29 protein-coding genes are annotated in these 22361 nt (G+C 67.5%); 7 read left to right on the top strand and 22 right to left on the bottom strand.

The annotated features are described in order from the left end of the window. Nucleotides 1-7 precede the first annotated feature (7 nt). Both ACZK1G_RS11975 and ACZK1G_RS11970 read right to left on the bottom strand, forming a co-directional pair. Nucleotides 8-1147: an SPFH domain-containing protein gene (locus tag ACZK1G_RS11975; protein ID WP_014037270.1), complete on the bottom strand. Its 1140-nt coding sequence runs from the start codon at nucleotides 1145-1147 to the stop codon at nucleotides 8-10. 101 nt (nucleotides 1148-1248) lie between these two features. Further along, nucleotides 1249-2133 carry an NAD(P)-dependent oxidoreductase gene (locus ACZK1G_RS11970; protein WP_101765531.1) on the bottom strand — a complete coding sequence of 295 codons (885 nt, stop codon included), beginning with the start codon at nucleotides 2131-2133 and terminating at the stop codon, nucleotides 1249-1251. A gap of 416 nt (nucleotides 2134-2549) precedes the next feature. Here ACZK1G_RS11970 and ACZK1G_RS11965 point away from each other — a divergent pair, with 416 nt between their 5' ends. Further along, nucleotides 2550-4046, top strand: coding sequence for a helix-turn-helix domain-containing protein (locus ACZK1G_RS11965; protein ID WP_101765530.1), 1497 nt, complete (start codon nucleotides 2550-2552; stop codon nucleotides 4044-4046). A gap of 59 nt (nucleotides 4047-4105) precedes the next feature. Here ACZK1G_RS11965 and ACZK1G_RS11960 read toward each other — a convergent pair whose 3' ends face one another. The 15 genes from ACZK1G_RS11960 to ACZK1G_RS11890 form a co-directional block, all read right to left on the bottom strand. Next, on the bottom strand, nucleotides 4106-4519 hold the full coding sequence (locus ACZK1G_RS11960) for a hypothetical protein (RefSeq protein ID WP_233490763.1): 414 nt from the start codon (nucleotides 4517-4519) through the stop codon (nucleotides 4106-4108). Between the two features lie 29 nt (nucleotides 4520-4548). After that, nucleotides 4549-5628: a hypothetical protein gene (locus tag ACZK1G_RS11955; protein ID WP_101765529.1), complete on the bottom strand. Its 1080-nt coding sequence runs from the start codon at nucleotides 5626-5628 to the stop codon at nucleotides 4549-4551. Nucleotides 5629-5648: 20 nt separating this feature from the next. Continuing rightward, nucleotides 5649-5996 (bottom strand): hypothetical protein, encoded by a 348-nt coding sequence (locus tag ACZK1G_RS11950; protein WP_101765528.1) that lies wholly within the window; start codon nucleotides 5994-5996, stop codon nucleotides 5649-5651. A 47-nt stretch (nucleotides 5997-6043) separates the two neighbouring features. Further along, the gene (locus tag ACZK1G_RS11945) at nucleotides 6044-6628 is read right to left on the bottom strand and encodes a RebB family R body protein (protein ID WP_101765527.1); all 585 of its coding nucleotides are present in this window, start codon (nucleotides 6626-6628) and stop codon (nucleotides 6044-6046) included. Continuing rightward, the gene (locus ACZK1G_RS11940; protein ID WP_014037263.1) at nucleotides 6625-6861 is read right to left on the bottom strand and encodes a RebB family R body protein; all 237 of its coding nucleotides are present in this window, start codon (nucleotides 6859-6861) and stop codon (nucleotides 6625-6627) included. Before ACZK1G_RS11940 ends, ACZK1G_RS11945 begins: the two co-directional genes overlap by 4 nt. A gap of 70 nt (nucleotides 6862-6931) precedes the next feature. Beyond that, nucleotides 6932-7204, bottom strand: coding sequence for a RebB family R body protein (locus tag ACZK1G_RS11935; RefSeq protein ID WP_005416651.1), 273 nt, complete (start codon nucleotides 7202-7204; stop codon nucleotides 6932-6934). A 60-nt stretch (nucleotides 7205-7264) separates the two neighbouring features. After that, on the bottom strand, nucleotides 7265-7531 hold the full coding sequence (locus tag ACZK1G_RS11930) for a RebB family R body protein (protein ID WP_006446865.1): 267 nt from the start codon (nucleotides 7529-7531) through the stop codon (nucleotides 7265-7267). A 26-nt stretch (nucleotides 7532-7557) separates the two neighbouring features. Then, on the bottom strand, nucleotides 7558-7827 hold the full coding sequence (locus ACZK1G_RS11925) for a RebB family R body protein (RefSeq protein WP_005416649.1): 270 nt from the start codon (nucleotides 7825-7827) through the stop codon (nucleotides 7558-7560). Between the two features lie 43 nt (nucleotides 7828-7870). Continuing rightward, a complete protein-coding gene (locus tag ACZK1G_RS11920; RefSeq protein ID WP_005416648.1) occupies nucleotides 7871-8161 on the bottom strand; it encodes a RebB family R body protein in 291 nt (96 codons plus the stop codon). 300 nt (nucleotides 8162-8461) lie between these two features. Further along, a complete protein-coding gene (locus tag ACZK1G_RS11915) occupies nucleotides 8462-9760 on the bottom strand; it encodes a transporter (RefSeq protein WP_101765526.1) in 1299 nt (432 codons plus the stop codon). A gap of 49 nt (nucleotides 9761-9809) precedes the next feature. Then, a complete protein-coding gene (locus ACZK1G_RS11910; RefSeq protein WP_101765525.1) occupies nucleotides 9810-10559 on the bottom strand; it encodes a hypothetical protein in 750 nt (249 codons plus the stop codon). A 13-nt stretch (nucleotides 10560-10572) separates the two neighbouring features. Next, entirely contained in the window at nucleotides 10573-11277 is a 705-nt protein-coding gene (locus ACZK1G_RS11905; RefSeq protein WP_101765524.1) for a C39 family peptidase, read from the bottom strand. A gap of 99 nt (nucleotides 11278-11376) precedes the next feature. Continuing rightward, a complete protein-coding gene (locus ACZK1G_RS11900; protein WP_101765523.1) occupies nucleotides 11377-12699 on the bottom strand; it encodes an adhesin in 1323 nt (440 codons plus the stop codon). Nucleotides 12700-12742: 43 nt separating this feature from the next. Next, nucleotides 12743-13312: a hypothetical protein gene (locus ACZK1G_RS11895; RefSeq protein WP_236251624.1), complete on the bottom strand. Its 570-nt coding sequence runs from the start codon at nucleotides 13310-13312 to the stop codon at nucleotides 12743-12745. A 44-nt stretch (nucleotides 13313-13356) separates the two neighbouring features. Beyond that, nucleotides 13357-13887 carry a hypothetical protein gene (locus ACZK1G_RS11890; RefSeq protein WP_049445071.1) on the bottom strand — a complete coding sequence of 177 codons (531 nt, stop codon included), beginning with the start codon at nucleotides 13885-13887 and terminating at the stop codon, nucleotides 13357-13359. Between the two features lie 396 nt (nucleotides 13888-14283). Here ACZK1G_RS11890 and ACZK1G_RS11885 point away from each other — a divergent pair, with 396 nt between their 5' ends. Next, nucleotides 14284-15639: a sigma-54 interaction domain-containing protein gene (locus ACZK1G_RS11885; protein WP_101765521.1), complete on the top strand. Its 1356-nt coding sequence runs from the start codon at nucleotides 14284-14286 to the stop codon at nucleotides 15637-15639. Here ACZK1G_RS11885 and ACZK1G_RS11880 read toward each other — a convergent pair whose 3' ends face one another. The 4 genes from ACZK1G_RS11880 to ACZK1G_RS11865 all read right to left on the bottom strand — a co-directional run bounded on the left by ACZK1G_RS11880 (nucleotide 15640) and on the right by ACZK1G_RS11865 (nucleotide 18464). Beyond that, nucleotides 15640-15948 (bottom strand): DUF6958 family protein, encoded by a 309-nt coding sequence (locus tag ACZK1G_RS11880; RefSeq protein WP_049445075.1) that lies wholly within the window; start codon nucleotides 15946-15948, stop codon nucleotides 15640-15642. Beyond that, nucleotides 15941-16483 (bottom strand): GFA family protein, encoded by a 543-nt coding sequence (locus ACZK1G_RS11875; RefSeq protein WP_101765520.1) that lies wholly within the window; start codon nucleotides 16481-16483, stop codon nucleotides 15941-15943. The genes ACZK1G_RS11880 and ACZK1G_RS11875 overlap by 8 nt, the downstream gene beginning before the upstream one ends. A gap of 62 nt (nucleotides 16484-16545) precedes the next feature. Continuing rightward, nucleotides 16546-17427 carry a TolB family protein gene (locus ACZK1G_RS11870; RefSeq protein ID WP_101765519.1) on the bottom strand — a complete coding sequence of 294 codons (882 nt, stop codon included), beginning with the start codon at nucleotides 17425-17427 and terminating at the stop codon, nucleotides 16546-16548. Then, the gene (locus tag ACZK1G_RS11865) at nucleotides 17424-18464 is read right to left on the bottom strand and encodes a hypothetical protein (protein ID WP_101765518.1); all 1041 of its coding nucleotides are present in this window, start codon (nucleotides 18462-18464) and stop codon (nucleotides 17424-17426) included. The genes ACZK1G_RS11870 and ACZK1G_RS11865 overlap by 4 nt, the downstream gene beginning before the upstream one ends. A gap of 91 nt (nucleotides 18465-18555) precedes the next feature. Between ACZK1G_RS11865 and ACZK1G_RS11860 the strand changes: the two genes are divergently transcribed. The 4 genes from ACZK1G_RS11860 to ACZK1G_RS11845 are packed head-to-tail and all read left to right on the top strand — an operon-like array spanning nucleotide 18556 to nucleotide 20603. Further along, complete coding sequence (locus tag ACZK1G_RS11860; protein WP_049445083.1) at nucleotides 18556-19482, top strand: LysR substrate-binding domain-containing protein; 927 nt, start codon at nucleotides 18556-18558, stop codon at nucleotides 19480-19482. Further along, entirely contained in the window at nucleotides 19479-19940 is a 462-nt protein-coding gene (locus ACZK1G_RS11855) for a helix-turn-helix domain-containing protein (RefSeq protein ID WP_101765517.1), read from the top strand. Before ACZK1G_RS11860 ends, ACZK1G_RS11855 begins: the two co-directional genes overlap by 4 nt. Nucleotides 19941-19950: 10 nt before the next feature. Beyond that, nucleotides 19951-20376, top strand: coding sequence for a VOC family protein (locus ACZK1G_RS11850; RefSeq protein WP_049445088.1), 426 nt, complete (start codon nucleotides 19951-19953; stop codon nucleotides 20374-20376). Then, on the top strand, nucleotides 20373-20603 hold the full coding sequence (locus tag ACZK1G_RS11845; RefSeq protein ID WP_049445090.1) for a hypothetical protein: 231 nt from the start codon (nucleotides 20373-20375) through the stop codon (nucleotides 20601-20603). Before ACZK1G_RS11850 ends, ACZK1G_RS11845 begins: the two co-directional genes overlap by 4 nt. Nucleotides 20604-20610: 7 nt before the next feature. Here ACZK1G_RS11845 and ACZK1G_RS11840 read toward each other — a convergent pair whose 3' ends face one another. Further along, a complete protein-coding gene (locus tag ACZK1G_RS11840) occupies nucleotides 20611-21306 on the bottom strand; it encodes an HAD family hydrolase (protein ID WP_049445092.1) in 696 nt (231 codons plus the stop codon). Between the two features lie 180 nt (nucleotides 21307-21486). Here ACZK1G_RS11840 and ACZK1G_RS11835 point away from each other — a divergent pair, with 180 nt between their 5' ends. After that, on the top strand, nucleotides 21487-22344 hold the full coding sequence (locus ACZK1G_RS11835; RefSeq protein WP_233490762.1) for a hypothetical protein: 858 nt from the start codon (nucleotides 21487-21489) through the stop codon (nucleotides 22342-22344). Nucleotides 22345-22361: the final 17 nt, after the last annotated feature.

The following is a 22361-nucleotide window of genomic DNA, read 5'->3' as shown; positions in this document are numbered from 1 at the left end:
CCTGCTGTTACAGGCCCAGTGCCTTGGCTTTCAGGGCGTCATAGTCGCCCTGGGTGATCAGGCCCAGGTCCAGCATTTCCTTGGCCTTCTTCAGCTTGGCCACCGGGTCATCCGCGGCCGGGGTGACCGGCTGCTGCATGCCACCCACACCGAACATGCCAGAGGCCATGCCGACGCCGACCAAGCCAGCCGCTCCGCCGTTCTCGCCGGCCGACTGGATGCCCTGGGCGACACTGGCCTGCAGGTTGGAATTGCCGCGCGAACCCGACAGCGCATCGGCGCGCTGCACGGTCTTCAGCAGTTCGCGGGTATTGGCGTCGTACTCGATCGAGACGATGGCGGTCTTGACGATGGCCAGGCCACGGTCCGACTTCCACTGGTAACCCTGTTCGACGGCGGCCGACAGGCTCTGCGCGAAGCCCAGCGAGTCCTGCTGCAGCTTGGTGATGCGGTTGCCCTTGCCCGGGTCGTTCGTATACAGGCTGAAGGCCGGGGCCAGCGAACCGACCACTTCATTGAACAGCTGGCTGGCGGCGGCGTTGTCCAGGTCGGTGAAGTCGAACACCTGGCCAGGACGCAGATAGCTGGCCGGCACGAAGTTCTTCACGAACAGGATCGGGTCGACGATCTTCAGCGTGTACGAACCACGCGTGACCGCACCCACCTGGGTGTTGAGGAAGCCGTCGTCCCAGTAGATTTCCGACTGGGTACCGAAGCGGTTGTCCGGCAGCTCCTTCAGCGAGACGAAGTAGGCCGCCTGCTGCGAGCCCGGTTGGCCGCCGAACTTGAAGCGCTCCCAGCTCTGCTTGATGAAGGTGCTGACCAGGCCGTCACCGGCGAAGATCGACTGCGAGTTCAGATCGTCCGAGCGCCACTCGTAGCCACCCGGTTCGGCGACGAATGCGGTGATCGCGCCGTCCTGGAACAGCAGCAGGCCGTAGCCCTCCGGCACGATGATCTTCGAGCCGTTGGTGATGATGTTGGACGAGCCGCTGGTGTTGGAGCCGCGGCCGGCGTTGGTGCCCTGCGGCACCGCCGCGAACAGGGCCGCCGTCGAGGGCAGGCCTGTCGGCACGGTGTAGAAGTCCTTCCACTGGTCGGCCAGCACACCACCGACCGCACCCTTCACCGCCTGTACCAGACCCATGTCCAACTCCCTGTGATTCGAGGGCAGGCACCATGCCTGCCGAGCTGGACTGAATATAGCAGCGGGCAGCGGCCACTGTGGTGCCGGAAGATGAATCCGGATCAGGCCCCGCCGGTGGCCGGCGGGCGGCCCCGGATCGCCTGCAGCACGGCCGCCATGTCCAGCCCTCCCAGCCCCATCTGCTGCGCCTGCGCGAACAGTGCATCGCTGGCGTCGATCAGGGGGGCGTGCATGCCTGCCTCCCGCGCGGCGTCGGCCACCAGGCCGCTGTTCTTCAGAACATCGGTGATCGAGGCCTGGACGGCGAAGTCCCCGCGGATCATCTTGTCCAGCTTGATCCGCGATACCTCGCTGGCCATCGGCCCGGCGTTGAGCACTTCGGCGAAGCGCGCCAGGGCAATGCCGTGGCGCTCGGCGAAGTGCACGGCCTCGCCCAGTGCGGTGACCAGCGTGATCAGATACAGGTTGACGGCCAGCTTCATGCGCAACGCCGCTGGCACCTGGCCGCACGCAATGCATTGCCGGCCCAGCGGCGCAAGCAGGGGCGAGGCCTCCGCAACGTCGGCATCCTCGCCGGCCAGCATCACGACCAGTTGCGCGGACTCCGCCTGCACCCGCGAGCCGGAGACCGGTGCCTCCACGTAACGTCCGCCCGCCGCGCGGATCTGTTCACCCAGCGCCTGCGAATAGGCCGCCGAGCTGGTGCCCATGTTGATCACCAGGCGGCCGTGAATGCGGGCAGGGAAGGTCGCCGTGTTCCGCCCCAGCACGCTGTCGATGGCCTCGTCGTTGGCCAGCATGAGAACGAGGGTGCGGCATGCAGAGAACACATCCTGCAGTTGCGTGATGGGCTGTACGCCGGCGATGCGTGCCGCTTCGTGGTTGCGCCCGGAGCGGGACCAGCCCAGCACGGTGTGCCCGGCCCGCGCGAGGTGGCCCGCCATCGGCGTGCCCATCACGCCCAGGCCGATGAATCCCAATGGCATGGCAGGTTCCCGATCATGGCAAGGCGCCCATCATGCCGCAGATCGGCGAAGGGCAGGTTGCGCGCAGCACATGCAGTTCACCACGCCCTGTGCTGCTTCGCAGGCAAAGATAATCCCGGATATTCACGTGATTATCATCACGATTTTAATGAAACTCGCCTTCGATAATCCCGGGGACGAATGCGCGTGTCTGCGCGTGGGGAACCGGGATCCGTCCGACGTCCGCTTCGTCGACCTACCGACGGCAACCCCCTGGGGGCATGGGGGCGGACAGTGTGCACGTTCACCTGCGTGTGCTGTGGCTGGCGCGAGGCGCGGCGGGGGCGTCGCAGCATCACGCAGTGAAGCCGCACGGTACCCATTGCGCGATCGCCCGCTGCAACGGCAGCGGGTTGCCATTCGAAAGGGGAGTTTCAATGCACAGGCAAGTCAGTGAGATGTTGCAGCGCGCCTATCGACCCCACCGGTCCTTGCCCGACCTGTTGGGCGCGTTCGTGAAGGAGTTTTCGCAACACCATGCAGTGCGAGGCGGTCGCGTCCATCTGCGCGGTTCCGGTGCAGGCCATCCGGACGGGACCCCGGTGGCGGACGCGGACCAAGGAACCGGCGCCAGCCAGCGTCTGCCGATCCGCTATGCCGGTGAAGTGCTGGGCGAGCTGCAGCTGGAAACGCAGGCCGGGCGGCTGGACAGCAGTGCCCTGGCACTGGGCGAAGCATTCGCGCATCGCTGCGCGCACCTGATTAAGCGATACGAAGCACAGGCGTGGGCCGAGCAGACGCTGAGCCGCCCGTTGCTGCTGGTGGGTACCTGCGATGCGCTGAAGCGGCTGGAGGAATTCATCGAGCGCGCTGCCGCCAGTTCACTGCCGGTGCTGCTGCGCGGCGAGTTCGGTACCGAGAAGATGGAACTGGCCGCCGCACTGCACAGCGGCAGTCCGCTGCGGCGGGGGCCCTTCATCGAGGTGAACTGCGCCCATCCCCAGGAGGAACCCTCGGACTGGTTCCGTCACGCGCGTGGCGGCACCCTGTACTTCCACGAAGTCGACGAGTTGCCGGTGGCGCTGCAGGGGCAGCTCTCGCATTGCATCCGTGGCCTGCAGCCTGCATCGGGCGAAGCGGGTGCGGCACAGGCCATCCGGGTGATCGCGTCCACCAGCGCCGATCTGGAGCAGCGCGTGCGCGACCGGTTGTTCTCGCGGGCGCTGCTGGCTGGCCTCGAGTTCCTGACAGTGGATGTTCCGCCGCTGCGCGAGCGAACCGAGGACATCGGCGCACTGGTTGCGCGCTCGCTGCAGATGCACGGCTTCAATCCGCAGGTAATCAGCGAGGACGTACTGCAGACGCTGCGCAGCCATGATTGGCCGGGCAACCTCCTGGAGATGGAGCGTGTGGTGGTTCGCCTGGCAGTAATGACCGGCGGCCGGAGCATCCGCCGTGAGGATGTGCTGCGGCATGCCCCCGGGTTGATGGCCGCCGATGATTCCTTCTACGCTGACGAAGGGGCCGAGGCCGGCATGGACACGCTGGAAACGCACGACACCGGGCGCGATGTCGCCACAGCGGCGGCGGCAACGGCACAGGAAGGCCTGCACGATGGCCTGAAACGCGCCCTGGCCTATCTGAGGGACCATGCCGCGGAGCCGCTCACCCTGGGCGACCTCGCTCGCCAGGCGCATGTCAGCCAGTCACACCTGGGGTTCCTGTTCCGCAGCGAGCTGGGCACGACCTTCAAGCTGCTGCTGCAGCAGCTGCGCATCGAACATGCCAAGCGGCTGTTGCGCGATGGGCAACGCCTGCGCATTACCGATGTCGCACTGCAGGTCGGCTTCGGTGACCTGAGCCACTTCGAAAAGAGCTTCCGGCGCGCGGTGGGGGTCAGCCCGCGCAGCTACCGGCGAACGGCGGACCAGTAAAAAAATCGCCCCGGTGCAGGCGCGGGCCTGCCCGGGGCGTTGGGGTGGCAGGCCAGGCGTTAGCGCGCGTTGGCTTCAGCAGCGCGCTGGACGGCCAGTTCGGCGGCTTCGTCCGCACGGCGGGCAGCCTGGTTGGCGGCCTCGACCGCGCGTTGCGAAACCTCCATCGCGGCGCAGATGCCCTTTTCACTGGCGGCCATGGCGGCGTCCGCGAGTTCCTGGGCGATCTCCATCGGGGTTTTTCCCGCCGGATAGGCGGGGGTGGGCATGCCGGGAAGCGGGGTCGGGAAGGTCATCGTCGGTGCTCCTGCTGGGGATGAGGGGGGAACACCGTCGTCACGTTCCCCCAGGATATGGCGCAATGCCGCCTGGGCATCGGCCAGGATCTTCTGCGCCTGGTGCCGGGCCGCCAGGCGTCCGGCAGCAACGGCCGCGCCGGCTGCCGAGGCGAGCGCCTCCGTTGCTGCCTGCACGCCATCGCTTCCCGGCGCTGGAGGCGGGTTCACACCGTACCCGCCCGGTAGCCCACCTGCGCTTCATCGCCCAGGTAGTGACGGGAGCGGCGGTAGTCCTGCAGGGTGATCACATTGTCCTCCACCTGTATCAGCGCCTGCCCTCTGGAGCCATCGACCGCGAACTGCACGCTGGCACCATCCTGCCCGAGCTGGCCACGGGAGACCGGGTGTTCGTTGAGGAATTCCTGCGCATCGCGCAGCTGCCACTGCGCGGCTTCGCGCAGGCCGTGGTCATCCCGCAGCAGGTCGGGGCTGTTGTCGAAGCACAATGCCATCTGCTGGGCGGCCAGTGAGATGCGTGCATAACCGATCTGCCGACTCGCGGCCAGGCTTGCGGCAATCGCCTCGCGCACCTGCTCCGGCGACGGCAGCTGTGGCAGCTGCGGCCCGTCCAGGAAGTCGAACAGCATCGGCAGCAGTTGCTGCAACGCGCGGGTGGCACGATTCATTCGTTGCTCGCTGCTTCCGCCCCCTGCGCTTACGTGCTGGTAGAAACGGAAATAGTCGGCGAACTCAATGGGCCGGCGCGCGTGCAGCAGCGCGAAGCGGGCGGCGTCGGCCAGATCATCGCGCCCTGCGCTGGACATTCCCACCTCACCGGCCAGCTGGTGGAGCGCCACCGATTCACGGAAATCCAGCTGCTGCAGCAGGGGTGCGTCGGCCGCGCCGATCGAGGCCAGGAACGCGCGTGAGGCGCCGAGTTCGGTGTTGGTCAGCAGCCGGTGTCGTGCCAGTACTCCCTGCGCCTCGCTGTGCGAAAGTCGTGTCTCGTCTTCAAACTCCACCTGGCGCAAGGCACTGAGATCGCTGTTGCCGAGGCTGAGCAGCTTGATCGGGCCGACCTGCAACCCGAGGCGCGGCAACCATGTCATGCGCGAACCGTGCAGACCCTGCTGCACCCCATCGAGCATCGTGCCCTCGTCGGAGAAGGCGTAACGGTGCTCATGCGACTCCATGGCCCACTTCAGCCAGTGCTCGCCGCCGTCGATGAACTGAAGGACATGCCTGCAGGATTGACTGATCTGATTGGCCTGGGGGATGGAACGACCGGCAATGAAAACGCTCATGCGTGGCTCTCCTGGCGGCCTCACTGGGCCGGAAATTCCTTGAGGACGGTCGCAGCGGCATTGCCGACCCGGTTGAAGTCGTCGGTGGCCCCCTGCATCATGTTCTGCGCTTGCGTGAGCACCCTCGCATACTTTTCGTCCCCCGTCGCCAGGTACTGGGCCATGGCCACGCCGGCCGCGGTGGTCGCGATGGTTGAGACGTTGCGCAGGGCGTCAGCAGCATCCTGCACGGCGATCGCCGCAGACTGGGCCACCGACTGGTAGGCCTTGCCGGCACCACTGGTCTTCACCACGGTCGCAGACATGGTGGCCGTCTGCACCTGGTTGATCACATCGATGACCTGGGCGTTGACGTTGCTCGGGTCCATACGGGCTCCTTGATGGGCGGGTGGGGCCGCAGGCGGCCTGCAGTCTGTCAGGCCCCGGCGTCAGCGTCGTCTGCCGGGGAAGGGGAAGGGGAGTCTGGCGCGGGATCCTGGGCGGGACCTGCGTCCGGATCCGGACCGGACGCGGGGTCGGGCGCAGGACCGGGCGCGGGCGCTGCTGCATTGCCTGCAAGCGTTTCGAGTGCATGCAGGCTGCTGGTAGCGGCCGCAGCGTCGGCAGTGGCACCGTGGGTCTGTGCCTGCAGGACGCTGATGGCGGTCTTTCCTTCTGCGGTGGCCGCGGCGATCACCGCCGCAGGCGAAGGCGGCGCCGGCACCGGGCCAGGCAGGGGAATGACCTGCGGCGGTGGCGGCGGAGGGGGTTCCGGAGCGGGCGGCGGCACCGGCCAGGGGGCATTGATCATCTTCGCGCAGGTGGCGGTCACCGCTGCGTTGCTGACCATGCCCGCACCCTGCTGGCGCGCGACGGCGTTGTGCATGGCGGTGCCCAGCGTCTCCAGCATCACCATGTCCAGCATGCTGAAGGACTGCGCCGGCCCCTGGGCCACCAGCAGGGTGGAGGCGGCGCTGACGCTGTCGACGATCTGGCTGTTGACGGTGTTCTCACTGCTCATGACGGAACGGCTCCCTTCTGGATGATCAGGGCCAGGACCTGGGCCAGGCTTGCGCCGGCGGTCACCTGGCCGCGTTGCTGGTTGGCCACCGCGTTCTGCATGGCCAGGCCTAGGCTGTCGGCCATCGCCAGGTAGGTGGCGGACATCGCGAACGAGGGGGCGAGGGCGATCGCCAGCCCGGAACCGGTACTGGTTGCAGCCAGCAGGTAGCCGGTGGCGGGCGATGCGGCCATCGATCAGGGGCCCGACGTGACGCCGCCCTGAGCGGGGGCGCGGTGGTTGGCGTCACGCCGGGCCGACACGTCAGCGCAGGCCCAGGATTTCGCGGGTGGCCACGCCGTTGGAGGCGGTGTCGATCGCATACAGCGTGGACACCCCCTGGGTGGTCGACGCCTGCATGGTCACGTAGGACTGCTGCTGGTTGTTGGTGGCGTTGTGCGCGGCGTTGGACAGCGCCTGGCTGGTGGCCACGAACAGGTTGCCCATTGCGATGGCCGGCGCATCACCAAGCACCTTGGTGTTGACCTGCGAGACCGAATCGGTGATCTGGCTGTTGACGGCGGTGGGAAATGCCATGGTGGAAGCTCCTAGGATGGACAGCACTACAGGATCGGAGATTGCCGGCACTCAATGGATTCAGCCGAGAATCTTCCGGGTGGCGGCGCCGGTGGCGCCGGTATCGACGGCGTAGAGCAGCGCAACGCCCATCGTGGTCGCGGCCTGGGCCGTGACATACATCTGCTGCTGGGCGAGCGTCGCGTTGTGGGCGGCATTGGCCAGCGCCTGCGCGGTGGCCTGGTACAGCGTGCCCATTGCCGTGGCAGGCGCCACGCCCAGCACCTGCAGGTTGGCCTGGCTGACCGAGTCGGTGATCTGGTCGTTGACGGCCGTGGGAAATGCCATGGCTCAGCTCCTTGCCTGCCGGCGCATCACGCGCCGAGGATCTGCTTGGTGGCCACGCCGGTGGTGGCGGTGTCGATCGAGTACAGCGTGGCCACGCCCATGGTGGTGGCCGCCTGCGCCGTCACATAGGACTGCTGCTGTGCATTGGTGGCGTTGTGGGCGGCGTTGGCCAGCGCCTGTGCAGTGGCCTGGTACAGATTGCCCATGGCCACGGCGGGCGCGTCGCCCAGCACCTTGGTGTTGGCCTGGGTGACTGAATCGGTGATCTGGTCGTTTACAGCGGTCGGGAATGCCATATCGATCTCCTTGGGGTTGGCGGGTCAGCTACGGAACGACGGATCAGGAACCCAGGCCGCGGACGCGGGTGCTGAGGATCTCCTTGCTCGCTACCGCTGTGGTGGCGGTATCGATCGAGTACAGCGTGGCCACGCCCATGGTGGTGGCCGACTGCGCGGTCACGTAGGACTGCTGCTGCGCGTTGGTGGCGTTGTGGGCGGCATTGGCCAGCGCCTGTGCGGTGGCCTGGTAGAGATTGCCCACCGCCACGGCGGGCGCGTCGCCCAGCACCTTGGTGTTGGCCTGGGTGACCGAATCGGTGATCTGGTCGTTTACCGCGGTTGGAAATGCCATGTCCTGCTCCTGGGAAAGGGTGGAAGTGCGTGGTATCCAGTCTCACGGTGCGTTGCCTGCAGCGGCCTGGGCTTCACCGTGGGGCCAGAGTAGGAAATGGCGTCGCCGCCGGATTGGCGGAATCGACGGAGAATGCGGGCGGATCACCGTGAAGGTGCGGCGTGAATACGGCGGAACTGATGATCAACGCCGTCATCGCCAGCGCTGGCGGGTTGCCCGGGAGCACACACAGGGCCTGCACAGGGGTGCCGCGATTGGGCGACGACGGGCAGCGGCCACGTCGTCGCCGGATCGGGCGGGTCAGAGCATGTACGGAATCTTGAATGCCAGGGTGAAGTCCGGTGCATCCGGGGTCAGCCCGATACCGAGCAGGGTGACCAGCGTGGTGTGCTGGTTGAGCGCATAGGTCACGCCCAGATTCAGTGACGCCGCGTTGGCGTCGCTGCCGATCACCTTCATCCACTTGCCGCCCTGGAAACGGGTGGAGGCGCGGGCGCTGATGCGGTCGCTGAAGGACAGGCTGAGGCTGGTGCGCTCGTTGAACGCAAAGGCCACGCCGGCGCCGAAGTAGACCGAGCCGCCCAGCTTCACGTCACCCGGGTTGACCGTGTCGGGGTTGCTGTCGATGTCACTGAAGCCACGCGGGAACGAATGCACGTAGCCCAGGTTGGCGAACAGGATCGCCGGATCGGCGGTCTTGACCATCGACAACCCCACGTTGGCCTGCCACACGCCATTGCCGGTGGGCTGTTCCTTGGGCACGGCGAAGCGGATGTAGTCATCATCGTCGCGCTCGATCACCTTCCAGTCCAGGCCGTAAGGTGCACGGCCGGTGGGCGCGGTCACTCCGGCGGTGAGTACGGTCTCCGGGCGCCAGCCGCGTTCGCCGAACAAGCGGTAGTTCGCGCTCAGGCCGATATCGCCCAGGCCGTTGCCATTGGTTTCTTCCTGCGCGATCGCCGCCGCCGCGCCGCCGGCGCCGCCCTTCTGGTAGACGGTGCGCCGCGCCAGGTAAGGCACGTCCAGGTTGAGGGTCAGGTTCGGGCTGACGCCCCAACGGGCGGCCAGATTGTAGGTGAGCGAATCGGATTCGACGTTCTCGATGGCGATGTTGCCAAGGAAGATCGCGTCCAGCGCGAGGAAGCCGTTGAGGGTGAGCTGCTTGCGGTCGTAGCGGGCGTAGGTGAGGCTGTTCTCGACGGTGAAGCGTCGCGAGAACAGCGCCGACTGCTGCTGCTTCACGTCATCCACGCTGCGCCGCGATTCCTGCTTTGCCTGCTGCGCCTCGGCGGCGCTGCTGGCGTAGCCCTCGTTGCTCGGCGATGTCTGCAGAGCCGTGCCATGTTCGACTGCCGTAGCCGTAGCCGTAGCCGTAGCCATCGGACCAACCTTCCCACTCAGCCGCGCCTGCATCGCCTGTACCTGCATGTCCAGTTCGCGCAGCCGCCGCACTTCCTGTGCGTAGTTGGATTTCAGCTGCTCCAGCTGGTTGGCCAGTGCCTGCACGTCGGCGCCATCGTCCGCCGCGGGTGGCGCGGCGAAGGCGGTGCCCGCCAGCGCCGCCAGCGCCAACGGGGTGATCCTCATCAGGGTGTGCATGTTCGTGTCCTGCGTTGTGGAACGCTTCCCCCAACGCCGTGCCGTGGTGCTACCGGCCCGGCCCCATGCCGCGGTTCATCGCAATCGCCTGGGCCACGTTCTGGCTCAACGGCAGGTTGCCGCCCGCGGTATCCCGCACCAGCTCCAGCCGCAGCTGGTTGCTGGCGATCTGGCCGTCACCGTTCAGGGCGATGCCCTGGCCGACGCTGCCGTTGCGTATCCATTGCTGGACCAGGCCCTGGCCATCCACCTGCAACAGCAGGCGTGCCTGGTTGCCGTCGAGCACCGCAGAGGCCGAGAGGCCTGCATCCTGCGCACTGAGCGAATGCGCACCGTCACCCGACAGGGCCGGCACCGCGCCATTGCGGACCACCAGCGTGGTCGCATTGCGGGCGACGTTGCCATCGCCGGCCACCTGCACGCTCTGCACCAGGCCGCTGGCATTGGCCAGGCCACTGCTGTCGATGTGGCGACCCTGCGTGTCCGGCAGCGGCGCATCTGCGGCGGTCACGTGCACGCTGGGCTGGAAGCTCAGTTTCGGGCTGCCGCCGCCACGGAAGTCCATGCCCAGGGTCAGCGCCCCCTGCAGCGCACTTCCGTTGCTGGCCTGCCACTGCGAGACCATCGTCACCCCGAACCAGGCCACGGTATTGCCGCCCACGGTGTAGCGGCCGCGCATCAGGTTCAGTTCGGGATCCGGGATTTCCTTCAGGCCGCGGCCGGGCGCAGCATCCGCCGCCTGCACGGGCAGGGCGGGGCACACCAGCAGCAGGACCATCAACAGGGGGCGGCGGAACATGGCGGAGCCTCCTTCAGAACAGGTCGGCGTGGCTGAAGCCGAAGTCGACCAGTTCGGCATCGGTGATCGGCCCCTGCCGCGCGTAGAGCGCGCGGGCACTGGGCCGTTCGCTGGGTTGCAGCAGGACCGTGTTGCGATCGAAATCGCTGCCGATCACCACGAATACCGCACGCGATGGCCACGCAGCGAGGAATTCAGGCAGCGCCAGGCTGCGGTTGCCAAGGATGGGATCAGCCACCTCGACCACACCGTCGCGCACCTGCTTGAGCACCACGAAGTGGCGAAAGCCACGCACGTCCATCAGCACAAGACCGGGAACGCGAAGCGTGCGCAGGCGTGCCTCATCGATGCGATAGCCGCGCCCACGCATGCCCAGCGATTCCACATAGCGCTTGATGTCGAGCAGCGAGAAACCGCGCCCGGCCACCAGCGCCGGATCGGAGACCCCCATCATCCCTTCGATCACCGTAGCCTCGTCGGTATCGAGGTGGTAGGCATGGCGCAGGATGGTCGCCAGGGCCGCGGCACCGCAGCTGTAATCGGTGTGCTGCCGCACCACGTTTCGGTAGCGCCGTTCCTGCATGCTTTCCACTTTCTGCTGCAGCAGTGCGCCGTTGGGCAGCACGCCGGCGAAGCGGACATCGCCCGCCCACGCTGACGCGCTGCCCAGCAACAGCAGGCAGGCCAGCAGGCATATCGAGAGGCGGTAGCGGCTCATCGTGCTCTCCAGCAGCAGGAGGGAGCCCCTGCCCCAAGGGGGAGGAGGGACAGGGGCTCCCGGGAACCCGGCCATTGGCGGACGGCCGGGGTGGTGCGCTTACTCGCCGTTGCCGCCACCACCGCCGGTGCTGGGCTGGGCTACGGCCAGGGCCAGGCTGTTGGCCTGCAGGTTGCCGGTGCCCGCCGCCACGTTCACGCCGATGTTGCCGGAGGCGCCGGAGAAGGCACTGCCGGACAAGGCCGAGGTGTTGGTGGCATCGACGTTCACCCAGCGCGTGGTGCTGACCGTGCCGCTGAGGCTGGCGTACAGATCGGCCACGCCCAGTTCGACGAACTGGCTGGTGCCGCTTTCACGCGTATCGAAGCCCAGGCCGCCCACCCCCGGCCGGTTGGGGTTCATCGTGGCGTTCTGGATCTCGTTGTCTAGGTCGATGTGGCCGGTACTGTTGCCACCCGGATGCGGCAGTGCGCCGTTCCACGTATCCAGGTAGTAGTTGGCCATCTGGTAGGCGTTGCCGGTGCCGCGGTAGGTGCCGGCGCCATAGCCCAGCGTCAGGCCGCTGACGCCGCCATGCATGCCGACCTGCACGGTATCCGTGTAGGACTGCACGAAGCCGGCGTTGCTGACCGTGTTGCCGGTGGAGACCTGGTTGGAGCTGATGCTCGACTGCGCCACTGCGGTGGTCGCTACCGAGGCCGCGAGCGCGTTCTTCTGCTCGTTGTTGTTGCCCGAGGCGATGTTCACGCCGATGTTGCCGGACGCACCGCCGAAGGCATTGCCACTGAGACCCGCGGCATTGGTGACGCCGGAGTTCATGGTGGCGTTGCCGAAGCCGGCCTGGTTGACGAACACCTCGGCGTCGGCCATGCCGAAGCTGAAGGACGCATCGGCAGCGGACAGCGAGGCGGCGTTGTCCTGGGCGTTGTTGTCGCCCGATACCACGTTGAAGCCCAGGTTGCCGGAGGCACCGGCACCCACGCTGTCACCGATGGACGCACTGTTGGTGACCAGGCTGTTGCTGGTGGCGTTGTTGCTGATCGACTGGCGGTTGTCGATCACCGCGATGGCCGCCGAGTCGAGGTCGATGTCGCCGCTGATGGTGGGGTCACCGGAGAAATTGACGTCGGTGCTGAGGCGCAGGTCCTTCTCCAGGTTCACGTCGACGCCGTGGTTGTTCTTTTCCTTGCGCTCGTCGGCCTGGATGGTGCTGTGCTTCTGCACGTTGACGTTGACGTTGACGGTGCGGTTGCGTACGTCGTTGTCGGTATGGTTGTGGGTGTCGTTGCGGGTTTCGCTGACGGTGTGGTTGTGGTTGATGTTCGCGTTGGCGTTCTGGTTGTCCCAGCCATTGGCCGCAGCGGCGGTCGAGGCAGTGGCAATCGCCATGGCGAGCATGGTCCGTTTGACGGTCGCTTTCATGGTGCCCTCTCTCTCATCGGGTGGTGCATCGGTTGGGTGGTTGTCACGGGCGGTCCTGCACGACCAGGCCCAGCACATTGGCCGTGTCGTTGCCGCTGCCCGCGATCTGATTGAGTTGCAGGACCCCGTCGAATCCCCGCAGCGCCGTGTTGGTGACACCAGCGCTGCGGGTGCCCGTCGCGACGCCGCGACCGGCGTCGTCCCGCCCCCCTGCCAACGCGGAACCTTCGGCGGCCAACGCCGTATCGTCGGTTTCGCGTATGCCCTGTCGAGCCAGCGTCGCGCTGACGACGTTGAGCGTCGTGTTGGCGATGCCGCTGGCCTGGTTGATGGATGCGATGCCACTGGCGCCTGCCAGCGCGTTGCCGTCGATGACGGCGGTGGCGTGCACCGGTGCGCTCAGCACGCGGTTGCCGCCCTGCAGTTGCCGGTTGCCGATCGACACGTCGGCACGTTCGCCCGTGGCGATGCCACGCAGGTTGGCCTGCAGGTTGAGGTCGCCAGCGGCCTGGTTCACCGCGATGGCGCCGTTTGCACCCGCCAGGGCGTGACCGTCGATGCGGGCCACGTCGAGGTAGGCGAGCATGCCGCTGTAGTCGTCGGCCTGCGCCATCAACGGCGTGGCAAACAGGACCAGCAGCAGCCAACGTACCCGCTTCACTTGCCACCTGCCGGGGCCGGGCCCTGCAACGGGAACTGGGCGAGCGCGCCGCGCACGGTATCGCCGATGCCGCGGGTACTGTTGCCGACCGCGCCGAGGGGGCCGCCCAGGGCGCCACCGAGGCTGCTGCCGACCATGCCGTCACTGCTGCGGCCCAGCGTCCCGCCCAGGGCCTGCTGGGTAACCCGTTCAACCGTCGTGCCACGCGGCGACGCGGCGGTGGCCGCCTGGCCGGCCCCCATGCCGGCATAGTCCTCATCGCTCAGTTCGTCCATGCCGGTCGAGGCGCCACCGGTGCCCAACGCGCTGGCAATCTCGCGCTGTGGTTTCGGGTCGGCGATCAGCGCCATGCCAGGGGGCGCCATGCGATAGGCCGGCCGTGCAGACACGTCCCGCAACAGGACAATCTCGCCCGGTTGTGCCTTCACGCCCTGGCGGGCGCCGGATGCAGCGGCGTCCGCGCCGATCGCCAGCAGGGTCACTGCCAGTGCTGCGGCCAGGCCGCGAAACAGGGTGGTGCCGTCCATGCCGATCTCCCGCGATGGGTGCGGCGGAACCACGCATCAACCGTGCCAACCCCGGAAGGCCTGTGCGGCCTGCCGGCAGCTGCTGGACGGAGCAGGGTGCTGCTGCCGGGCTGTTACAGCGGCGTGGGAAAAATGTTGGGATTGCGCAGCGCCAAGCGCCGCAGGGCAAGGCGGGCGCCCGACTGTCGCACCGGTGTTACAGGTGCCGCCGCGGACTGTAACGACGCCGCTTCAGCCAGTGTTTTCTTGACGCGCCGCTCATTGCGCCGCCGTTTAGCGCAGCGCTAGGATCCGCCCAACAAAGGCCGCCGCGGTGGCCGTAGAGGTCCCGGCGGGGGGCGGCACGCCGGTGATTGCCTGACAGTCCGCCGACGGTGTCCGGATGCTGGGGGAAGCATGGCGGCGGTCCCGGAGGCTTCAACGTCACGCTGCGTGCTCTGGTTCGGCGAGCCGCAGGCGAACGAACGCAGTGCGCTGGCGGCTGCGGGCTGGTACGTGCGCCGTATCCATCCCGATCCGGCGATGGCCATCGGCCTGCGCGGGCGTGATCGGCTGCTCGCCGTGCTGGATCTTCGCCATCTGGATACACCGGCCCTGCAACTGCTGGCGCCATGGATCGAACAGCACGCGCATCTGCCGTGGCTGGCGGTGCTGCCACCTGGCGCAGGGCCCACGCCGGTTGCCTGGCTGCCCTTGCTGCAGCGCTGCCTTGCGCGGTTCACGCTGCCTTTCGGGCTGCAGGACCTGGTGGCGGCGATGCGCCAACAGTTCGATGCGGACGAACCCGCTGCCGATGACGCCTGCGGGGGACAAGGGCCGCGCGCATTGATCGGCGAAAGCCCTGCGCTGCACGCCGTGCGCACGGTGCTGCACAAGTTCGCGCCGGTTGAACTGCCGGTCCTGGTGACCGGTGAAACCGGCACCGGCAAGGAGTTGGCGGCACATGCACTGCATGCGTTGTCCGGCCGTGCAGGCAAGCCGTTCATCGCGGTCAATTGCGGTGCCATCCCCGCGAACCTGGTGCAGTCGGAGCTGTTCGGCCACGAGCGCGGCTCGTTCACAGGCGCCGACAAGCGCCAGATCGGCGTATTCGAAGCCGCACACGGCGGTACGGTATTCCTCGACGAGGTGGGCGACCTGCCGGCGGAGGCGCAGACCAGCCTGCTGCGCGTGCTGCAGGAGGGCACGTTCGAGCGCGTGGGCAGCAGCCAGCCGTTGCGGGCGGACGTGCGGGTACTCGCCGCCACCCACGTCGAACTGGAGCACGCGGTGGCGCAGGGGCGGTTCCGCAGTGATCTCTACTACCGGCTCAACGTGCTGCGCCTGCTGATGCCGCCACTGCGCGAGCGCGGTGCCGACGTGCAGCTGCTGGCCGGACACTTCCTGCGCTGCTTCCGGCTACGGCACAGCGTGCGAGCGCGCGGCTTCTCACCGGCGGCGCTGCAGGCGCTGCGTCGATTCAGCTGGCCCGGCAACGTGCGTGAACTGCTCAATCGGGTGCAACGGGCAGCGATCATGGCCGAAGGCGAGCTGATCAGTGAACGTGACCTGGAACTGGGCGAGCCGGCGCAGGCGCTGCCGAGCCCGATGCTGCACGATGCCCGCGGCCAGGCCGAGCGCGATGTGCTGCTGCAGACCCTGCGCCAGACCGGCTACAACGTCTCCGAGTGCGCGCGGCAGATGCAGATCTCGCGGGTGACCGTGTATCGGTTGTGCCGCAAGCACCGGCTGGAACTGCCGGCGCAGCGCTGATCAGCCGGCCGCGACGTGCTTGAACAGGCGCAGCGGTGTGCCTGGAATGCGCTCGATCACCCCCTTGGCCTCCAGGTCCAGCTGCACGGCCTTCAACCACCAACCCGCCGTGGCGCCTTCCGGGAACAGCGACGCGGGCAGGTGCGGCAACAGCGCCTGCTTCGCCTGCGCCACCGTCATCCCGGGAGGTTGCCTGGGCAAGGCGCGCAGCAGGGCCGTGCGCATGGCCATGTACTTGCCACGATCCACGCGCTGGAGGTGGCCGGGCGTGGTGATGCTTTCGATCTCGATCCGTTCGCGCTCAGGCATGGGTATCTCCCGCGACGTCGATGCGTGGGCTGCGGAAGCCCATGGCGATCCAGGCCGTCATCAGCCGGGCATAGAACCGCAGCGACCGGGTCTTCAGGTTCGGCACATCGTCTGGAAGGACAGACGCGTCAGGAAGATCACTGACCATCGTCCGCATTTCGACGGCGGGTCGTGTCGAGGTTGGCCATAGCAGGCCATACAGGCTCAACCAATGGCCACCGCTGAACTCCAGGAAGAGCGGTGTATTGCAGCAGCTCGCCAGGACGCGGCGGCTGCCGCCCGTGCTGGACAGCCGCAACGCGTACAGCAGGGAATGCCCGGCGTCGATGCGGACGCGATCCTTGCGCTGCATTACGAAATGCGTCTGTCCCTGTGGCCCCAGCACCTGCGGTGCTCCGGGCATCGACTGCAGCTGGGCGCCGGCCCTGCGGCAGCTGTCGCAGCAGCATTCGACGGTGGCAATGGGACTGCCGGTGGTGGTCAGGCGGACCTGACCACAGGTGCAGGCAAGGGACTGTTGGGAGGGCATCTGCATTTTCTCCTGGGGTATTCATCCTCTCGACGAGCTGGCGCGCTGGAAATCGACACCACCTGCCTTCAGGGTCGCGACATCCGGTAGCGGACGCGGTACAGGTCCAACCCTGCACCGTCCGCGCGCCGCGCCGAATAGGTCAAGGTGCCGGGTTGCGAGCCATCCAGCATCGCGCCGTAGCTGTCGCCGGAGGCCTCGTTCAAGGGCGAGGGCAATGCAAGGCCTGCGTCATAACGGCCTCCACGCGCGTAGGCAATGAACTGGCGCACCGGTGCACTGCCGAAGTCCAGGGCGCGGGCAAACACCACCGTTCGGCCGTCGCCCAGGAACGTGGCATCGAACTCCTGCGCTGCGGTATTGAGGTCTCCCGCCAGCGGCCGTGCCGGCTGCGCGACGCCGCCGATCATCGCCGCGCTGTAGAGGTCATGGCCGCCGGCACCGCCCGCACGATCGCTGGAGAACAACAGCGTACGACCGTCCGGCGAGAGCATCGGCGCGAACTCGTCGGCCGCACTGTTCACCGCAGGCCCCAGATTCTCCGGTTCCCCGAAGCGACCGTGGCGTTCCACGCTCACTCGATATAGATCGTCGCCGCCCTGGCCGCCTGCTCGATCCGAACAGAAATACACCACACGGCCATCGGCGGAAAAGGCGGGATCGAAGTCACGGCCCGGCGTGTTGAACGAGACCGGCGTCGCCGGCCGCCAGCGCTGCCCATCGTGGCGGGAGACCCAGATGTCATACCCGCCCGGACCGCCGGGCCGGTTGCGGCTGAACCACAGTGCGGTTTTTCCGTCCGGGCTCAAGGTCAGTCGAATCTCGTCATGCTGCGTGGATGCAACGCCCGGGGCAAAGCGTTCGGCGGCGCCGACGATCTGCAGCAGCCTAGATGGAGACGCGGGAGGTGACGCAGCAACCAGCAGCACCACGGCCAACAGCGCCTTCATGCCTGTCGCTCGAAGTCGCTGACCCAGTTGGTTTCCCAGCTGCGTCCGCCATCGGCCGAGGCCGCCTGTTCCCAGCGCGCCGAACGTGGGGTAATGCGTGACCAGATCACCCGCGTCTGGATCGCCCGTCCGTCGTGCTGGTCCTCGCCGAAGAAGCGGCCGACACCAGCCTCGAAACCACCGCGCAGCGGCGCGCCGATCCGGGTCGGCTCCCGGCCATCCAGCCACCAGCTCAGCCAGTGCTGCTCCGCCACATTCCAGGCGCGGATGCCCATGCCGCGCAGCGGTGCTCCCGGCACGTCCATCAGGTTGTCACCCACGTTACCGAATCCCCCCAGCACCGGCCAGTTGTGCAGGGTGCCGTTGAACGCGTCCCACGCATCACTGCCTGCCAGCCGAGCGCGCAGGCGGCGATGGCGCACGTTCCAATGGCCCACCAGGAAATCAAAATCACCCGGTGCATCCGGCCGCTTTGGAAGCGGAGAGGGGGCCGCAGCAGTGCGCCGGAACCAGTTGCGCCAGTTCACTTCCCAGTGCGCGCCGGCATCGTCGGAGAACGCCTGTTCCCACCACGGCTCATCGCCATGGATGTCATGCCAGCGGAACCAGACCTCGATGGGGCGCCCTTTGAAGTCATCGCGACCGCGGAAGCTGCCGCCATCGCCTTCGAAGACGCCGCGCACGGGCGCTTCGATATGGGCAGGGTTGCGTCCATCGATCCACCAGATCGACCACGTGGAAGACACCGGATCAAACGCACGCACGCCAAGGCCCCTGTAGGGGCCCGAAGGCAGCGCCATGACGTTGTCATCGATGGTGCCGAGCCCGCCCAGGGTCAGCCAGACCGCGCTGGAGCCGGTGAAGGCTTCCCAGCGGGTATCGCCCACCAGCCGCTCCTTCAGGCGTTGGTGCCGGACCTGCCAGTTGCCCTGCAACCATTTCCAGTCTTCGCTGTGGCTGGCCAGGGCCCATCCGGTGGGCACGGTGCCGGATGCTGCCGCGGCGGCCAGGGTGGCCAGGAACTGCCGTCGATCCATGTGCGTGATCCCATGCCGGAGGTGCCGCCATCGTTGCGGGTAAAAGGGGGATTGACCACGCAGATATCGAGGGTCAGGCTAAGCCACATTTATGGTGACCCAACGCCAGCTGCCATCGCTTGCCGCCATCCGCGCCTTCGAGGCGGCGGCGCGGCTGGGCAGTTTCGCCCGTGCCGCCGAGGAGCTCGACACCAGTGCGGCATCGGTGAGTTACCACGTGCGGCGGCTGGAGGCCCAGACCGGTACCTGCCTGTTCCTGCGCCACGCGCAGCATGTGGAGCTGACGGATGCCGGTGCCAGCGTCGCGCAGGAGGCCACCCGGGCCTTCGACGCGCTTCGTGCCAGTTTCATGCGTGCCGCTGACATGGATGCGACGCGATTGCGCCTGTCCGTATTGCCGACGCTGGGTACCAGCTGGTTGACGCCTCGCCTGGGCAGCTTCCGGGCCCGCCATCGGAACCTCGTGCTGGAACTGGACCTGTCGGCAGAGCCGCAGGACCTGGCCGCAGGGCGTTTCGATGCCGCCATCCGCAATGGGCATGGCGAGTGGCCCGGGCTGCAGGCCACGCCCCTGTTTCCCAGTATTTTCACCCCGTTGTGCGCGCCGGCGCTGCTGCCGGCGGCAGACGGGCTCGGTCGCCGGGCGCTGCGGGTTCCACTGCTCGGCAGGCCCGACTGGTGGGCACTGTGGTTTTCCGCACATGGTGCTGTTCCGCCGCCGTCCAAGGAAAGCTTTGTCACCCCCTTTGCGATGGAGCATCTGGACGTCGGCGCTGCCATTGCCGGGCAGGGCATCGCCATCGGTTCGCCAATCCTGTTCCAGGCCGAACTGGACAGTGGGCGCCTGGTGCAGGCACATCCCGGAGTCGCCAGCGACGGGCGTGGTTTCTGGTTCGTGGCACCGACGGCGCGCAGCCGCAGCACCAAGGTCATTGCATTCGGTGACTGGCTGGGCGAGCAGGCCGCGCAGGCCAGGCATGCGGCGCGACATCATCTGGCGCGCACGGTGACGCCATGAACCAGAGCCCCGAACTGCTGCGACGCCTGCTGCGTGCCAAGGACCGGATGGATCGGGCCAGCCATGAGGAATGGCCGGTCACGCGCCTGGCCGAGGTGAGCGCCGTCTCGCCCGCGCATTTCGCGCGCTCGTTCAAGCAGGCATTCGGCCTGCCACCGCACCGTTACCTGCTCAGCCGCCGCATCGAGCGTGCCGTAGCGCTGCTGCGTGACACCGACCTGCCGGTCACCGAGATCGCCGCGCAGACCGGCTGGCGCAGCCTGGGCACCTTCGGGCGCATCTTCCGTGACATCACCGGCGACAGCCCCGGCAATGTGCGCGAGCGGGAGCGCGCCGGCCAGGCGGCGCCGGCCAGCGTGCCGGAATGCCACGCACGTGCCGCGCAGCGCCCGGACCTGAACATCGCAGTTTTGGAGAAGCGCCGCCGCGAGGCGGTTGCTAACGTGGACCCCACCTGAGGGAGGTCCCATGACAAACACTGTGAACACGGTCGGCCTGTATGTGCGCGACCAGGATGAAGCACTCGCGTTCTACGTCGGCACGCTCGGCTTCGAAGTGCACACCGACGTGCGCAATGGCAGCTATCGTTGGCTGACGGTACGCAGCCCCGGCCAGGACGGTTTCCAGCTGGGGCTGTTCGTGCCCGGTCCGCCCACCCACGACGCGGCCACCGCGCAGGCGCTGCAGCAACTTGTGGCCAAGGGCGCGATGCCGCCATTGGTACTGGCCGTGGATGATTGCCAGGCGCGTTACGCGCAATGGCTGGCGCAGGGCGTCGAGTTCACCCAAGAGCCGGTCGAACGCTACGGCGCCGTCGATGCCGGATTCCGTGACCCGTCCGGCAATGGCTGGAAGATGATCGAAGCCCGCTCTGAAGCGAGGCGCAAGCAATGAGCCGGGGCGCCTGGGCGCGGCCCGTGCATCGCTGGACCTCGATCGTCTTCACCCTGGCGGTGATCGCCAACTTCGCCGTTCGCGGGCTGGGGCAGGGCGAGCCTGCAGCGTGGATCACCTATTCGCCGCTGCCGCCACTGTTCCTGCAGCTGTTCACCGGCCTGTACCTGTTCGTGCTGCACTACGCCGGGAAACGCCGCAGCGCCGCACTGGGCGCTGCGGGCTGAGGCAACGTCAGGCAGCCGCGCTGGCCGCGTAGGCCGCAAGCAATGCCGGCAGCTGGTCCATGCGCTGGAAGATCACTTTCGCACCGGCAGCGCGCAGGGCTTCCGGTGTGCTGTGGTGCGGGCCACCTTCGCTGAAGCCGAACACGGTCGCACCTGCCGCAACGCCGGCGGTCGCGCCGGTCACGGTATCTTCGATCACCGCGCAGCGCTTCGGGTCCACGCCCAGCGCTGCGGCGGCGGCCAGGTACACGTCCGGGTGCGGTTTCGTGTGCGGCATGTCCTGGCCACTGAAGACGTGGTTGCCGAAGGCATCGAGGATGCCGACCTTGCCCAACTGCAGCTTCACCTTGTGCAGGTCGGCGCCGGACGCACAGGCGATCCGGCCGCCGGTGGCGGCGCCGATCGCGCGCACGGCCTCAGGCGCGCCCTGGATCGCAACCAGGTCGCGCTCCAACGCCCGGTTGCGCTGCTGGCGGAATTCCTCCAGCCATTCCTCGGTGAACGGCTTGCCGGTGCGCTCTTCGATCAGCCCGGCCAGATGGGCCACCGACTGGCCGAGGAAGACCTCGCCGGCCTGTGCCGGCGTCAGCGGCCAGCCGCGCTCGGTCAGCATTTCCGAGAGCACACGGGCCACCAGTGGCTCGGAATCGACCAGCACGCCGTCGCAGTCGAACAGCACGGCATCAAAGGGAAAACGGGACATCTACAGCTCCGGGAACAGACAAAGGGACGACGTGCCCGCCATTTTCCCACAGCGGGACGGGCAGGGCACGCTGGCCACAGGAACGCTAGACTGCCGGGGACACCCCGCCCAGCGCCTGCACGGCAATACGCCTTGAAGCGATTGCGATCATTCTTAGGTGCTTACCCCATCCAGTTCGCGATGGCCGCCAAGCTCTATGTGCTCTGCCTGTACCTGCCCGTAGCCCTCCACCTGATCGCATTCGGGTATCGCCTGGGGCCGCCCGAGGCCTCACGTGAAATCGGCAACGCGGTGGCTGAGCTCGGTTTCCGCCTGAGTCTGTTTGCCGGGGCGGCGGTACTGGTGTCGATGCCGCTGTTCGGGCGCCGCGGCGCGCTGCGGATCCGCCACCCGGTGATCGCTTCGATCGCCTTTTTCGGGTTGCTCGTCGTGCTGGATCGCGCCATGCGCATTCCGATGGCGCAGTTGCCGTTTCCGGTCCACAGTGTCGCAGCCATCAGTCTGGTTCCGCTTGCGCATGCACTGGTCCTCACGCTGCTGGCCCTGGTGCCGGCGCTGCTGATGCAGCTGCGCATCCGTGCCGAGGGCGAGCACCATCACCTCATCAGTGCCAGCATCGCCGGCGCGGTGACGCTGGTGGCCGGTAGCTGCCTGCTTCCCATCCTGGCGTTGCACTTGCCTGTGGCAATCTCGCCTGGCGAGTTCATCATGCCGGTTTTCGATGGGCCCGCGCAGTTGCAGATTGCCAGCCTGATCCTGCTGGTGGGCTGCGCGCTTGCCACGTTTGCCGGCCTATGGACCGGTGCGCCGTCGCCGGAACCCGCATCGATGGTGCGCACGATGGTGGTGTCGCTGGTCCTGCTTGCCACGTCCCTGCTGATCAGCCTGGCCAGCGTGGCGTACCTGCTGCGAATGCTGTCCGCTGGGGCGCCGACGATAGGTCGCGGGCTTGTCGTTGCCACCGTCGTCGGCGCCGTATTGCAGTTCCTGCTGGCCAGAGTGCTGGCGTCACGATGGCTGCGTATGCAGGCATCGTGACGTTCTCCCGCCCGTCG

Source organism: Stenotrophomonas sp. 109824_Sma (assembly GCF_056480025.1).
The sequence above is the reverse complement of the archived record's forward strand: the minus strand, read 5'-3'. Positions and strand labels throughout refer to the sequence as shown.

Excerpts from the sequence above, each read along its gene's own strand:
- ACZK1G_RS11975 (WP_014037270.1), bottom strand. The coding sequence starts at position 1,147 with ATGGGTCTGGTACAGGCGGTGAAGGGTGCGGTCGGTGGTGTGCTGGCC.
- ACZK1G_RS11970 (WP_101765531.1), bottom strand. The coding sequence starts at position 2,133 with ATGCCATTGGGATTCATCGGCCTGGGCGTGATGGGCACGCCGATGGCG.
- ACZK1G_RS11965 (WP_101765530.1), top strand. The coding sequence starts at position 2,550 with ATGCACAGGCAAGTCAGTGAGATGTTGCAGCGCGCCTATCGACCCCAC.
- ACZK1G_RS11955 (WP_101765529.1), bottom strand. The coding sequence starts at position 5,628 with ATGAGCGTTTTCATTGCCGGTCGTTCCATCCCCCAGGCCAATCAGATC.
- ACZK1G_RS11950 (WP_101765528.1), bottom strand. The coding sequence starts at position 5,996 with ATGGACCCGAGCAACGTCAACGCCCAGGTCATCGATGTGATCAACCAG.
- ACZK1G_RS11945 (WP_101765527.1), bottom strand. The coding sequence starts at position 6,628 with ATGAGCAGTGAGAACACCGTCAACAGCCAGATCGTCGACAGCGTCAGC.
- ACZK1G_RS11940 (WP_014037263.1), bottom strand. The coding sequence starts at position 6,861 with ATGGCCGCATCGCCCGCCACCGGCTACCTGCTGGCTGCAACCAGTACC.
- ACZK1G_RS11935 (WP_005416651.1), bottom strand. The coding sequence starts at position 7,204 with ATGGCATTTCCCACCGCCGTCAACAGCCAGATCACCGATTCGGTCTCG.
- ACZK1G_RS11930 (WP_006446865.1), bottom strand. The coding sequence starts at position 7,531 with ATGGCATTTCCCACGGCCGTCAACGACCAGATCACCGACTCGGTCAGC.
- ACZK1G_RS11925 (WP_005416649.1), bottom strand. The coding sequence starts at position 7,827 with ATGGCATTCCCGACCGCTGTAAACGACCAGATCACCGATTCAGTCACC.
- ACZK1G_RS11920 (WP_005416648.1), bottom strand. The coding sequence starts at position 8,161 with ATGGCATTTCCAACCGCGGTAAACGACCAGATCACCGATTCGGTCACC.
- ACZK1G_RS11915 (WP_101765526.1), bottom strand. The coding sequence starts at position 9,760 with ATGCACACCCTGATGAGGATCACCCCGTTGGCGCTGGCGGCGCTGGCG.
- ACZK1G_RS11910 (WP_101765525.1), bottom strand. The coding sequence starts at position 10,559 with ATGTTCCGCCGCCCCCTGTTGATGGTCCTGCTGCTGGTGTGCCCCGCC.
- ACZK1G_RS11905 (WP_101765524.1), bottom strand. The coding sequence starts at position 11,277 with ATGAGCCGCTACCGCCTCTCGATATGCCTGCTGGCCTGCCTGCTGTTG.
- ACZK1G_RS11900 (WP_101765523.1), bottom strand. The coding sequence starts at position 12,699 with ATGAAAGCGACCGTCAAACGGACCATGCTCGCCATGGCGATTGCCACT.
- ACZK1G_RS11895 (WP_236251624.1), bottom strand. The coding sequence starts at position 13,312 with ATGGCGCAGGCCGACGACTACAGCGGCATGCTCGCCTACCTCGACGTG.
- ACZK1G_RS11890 (WP_049445071.1), bottom strand. The coding sequence starts at position 13,887 with ATGGACGGCACCACCCTGTTTCGCGGCCTGGCCGCAGCACTGGCAGTG.
- ACZK1G_RS11885 (WP_101765521.1), top strand. The coding sequence starts at position 14,284 with ATGGCGGCGGTCCCGGAGGCTTCAACGTCACGCTGCGTGCTCTGGTTC.
- ACZK1G_RS11880 (WP_049445075.1), bottom strand. The coding sequence starts at position 15,948 with ATGCCTGAGCGCGAACGGATCGAGATCGAAAGCATCACCACGCCCGGC.
- ACZK1G_RS11875 (WP_101765520.1), bottom strand. The coding sequence starts at position 16,483 with ATGCAGATGCCCTCCCAACAGTCCCTTGCCTGCACCTGTGGTCAGGTC.
- ACZK1G_RS11870 (WP_101765519.1), bottom strand. The coding sequence starts at position 17,427 with ATGAAGGCGCTGTTGGCCGTGGTGCTGCTGGTTGCTGCGTCACCTCCC.
- ACZK1G_RS11865 (WP_101765518.1), bottom strand. The coding sequence starts at position 18,464 with ATGGATCGACGGCAGTTCCTGGCCACCCTGGCCGCCGCGGCAGCATCC.
- ACZK1G_RS11860 (WP_049445083.1), top strand. The coding sequence starts at position 18,556 with ATGGTGACCCAACGCCAGCTGCCATCGCTTGCCGCCATCCGCGCCTTC.
- ACZK1G_RS11855 (WP_101765517.1), top strand. The coding sequence starts at position 19,479 with ATGAACCAGAGCCCCGAACTGCTGCGACGCCTGCTGCGTGCCAAGGAC.
- ACZK1G_RS11850 (WP_049445088.1), top strand. The coding sequence starts at position 19,951 with ATGACAAACACTGTGAACACGGTCGGCCTGTATGTGCGCGACCAGGAT.
- ACZK1G_RS11845 (WP_049445090.1), top strand. The coding sequence starts at position 20,373 with ATGAGCCGGGGCGCCTGGGCGCGGCCCGTGCATCGCTGGACCTCGATC.
- ACZK1G_RS11840 (WP_049445092.1), bottom strand. The coding sequence starts at position 21,306 with ATGTCCCGTTTTCCCTTTGATGCCGTGCTGTTCGACTGCGACGGCGTG.
- ACZK1G_RS11835 (WP_233490762.1), top strand. The coding sequence starts at position 21,487 with ATGGCCGCCAAGCTCTATGTGCTCTGCCTGTACCTGCCCGTAGCCCTC.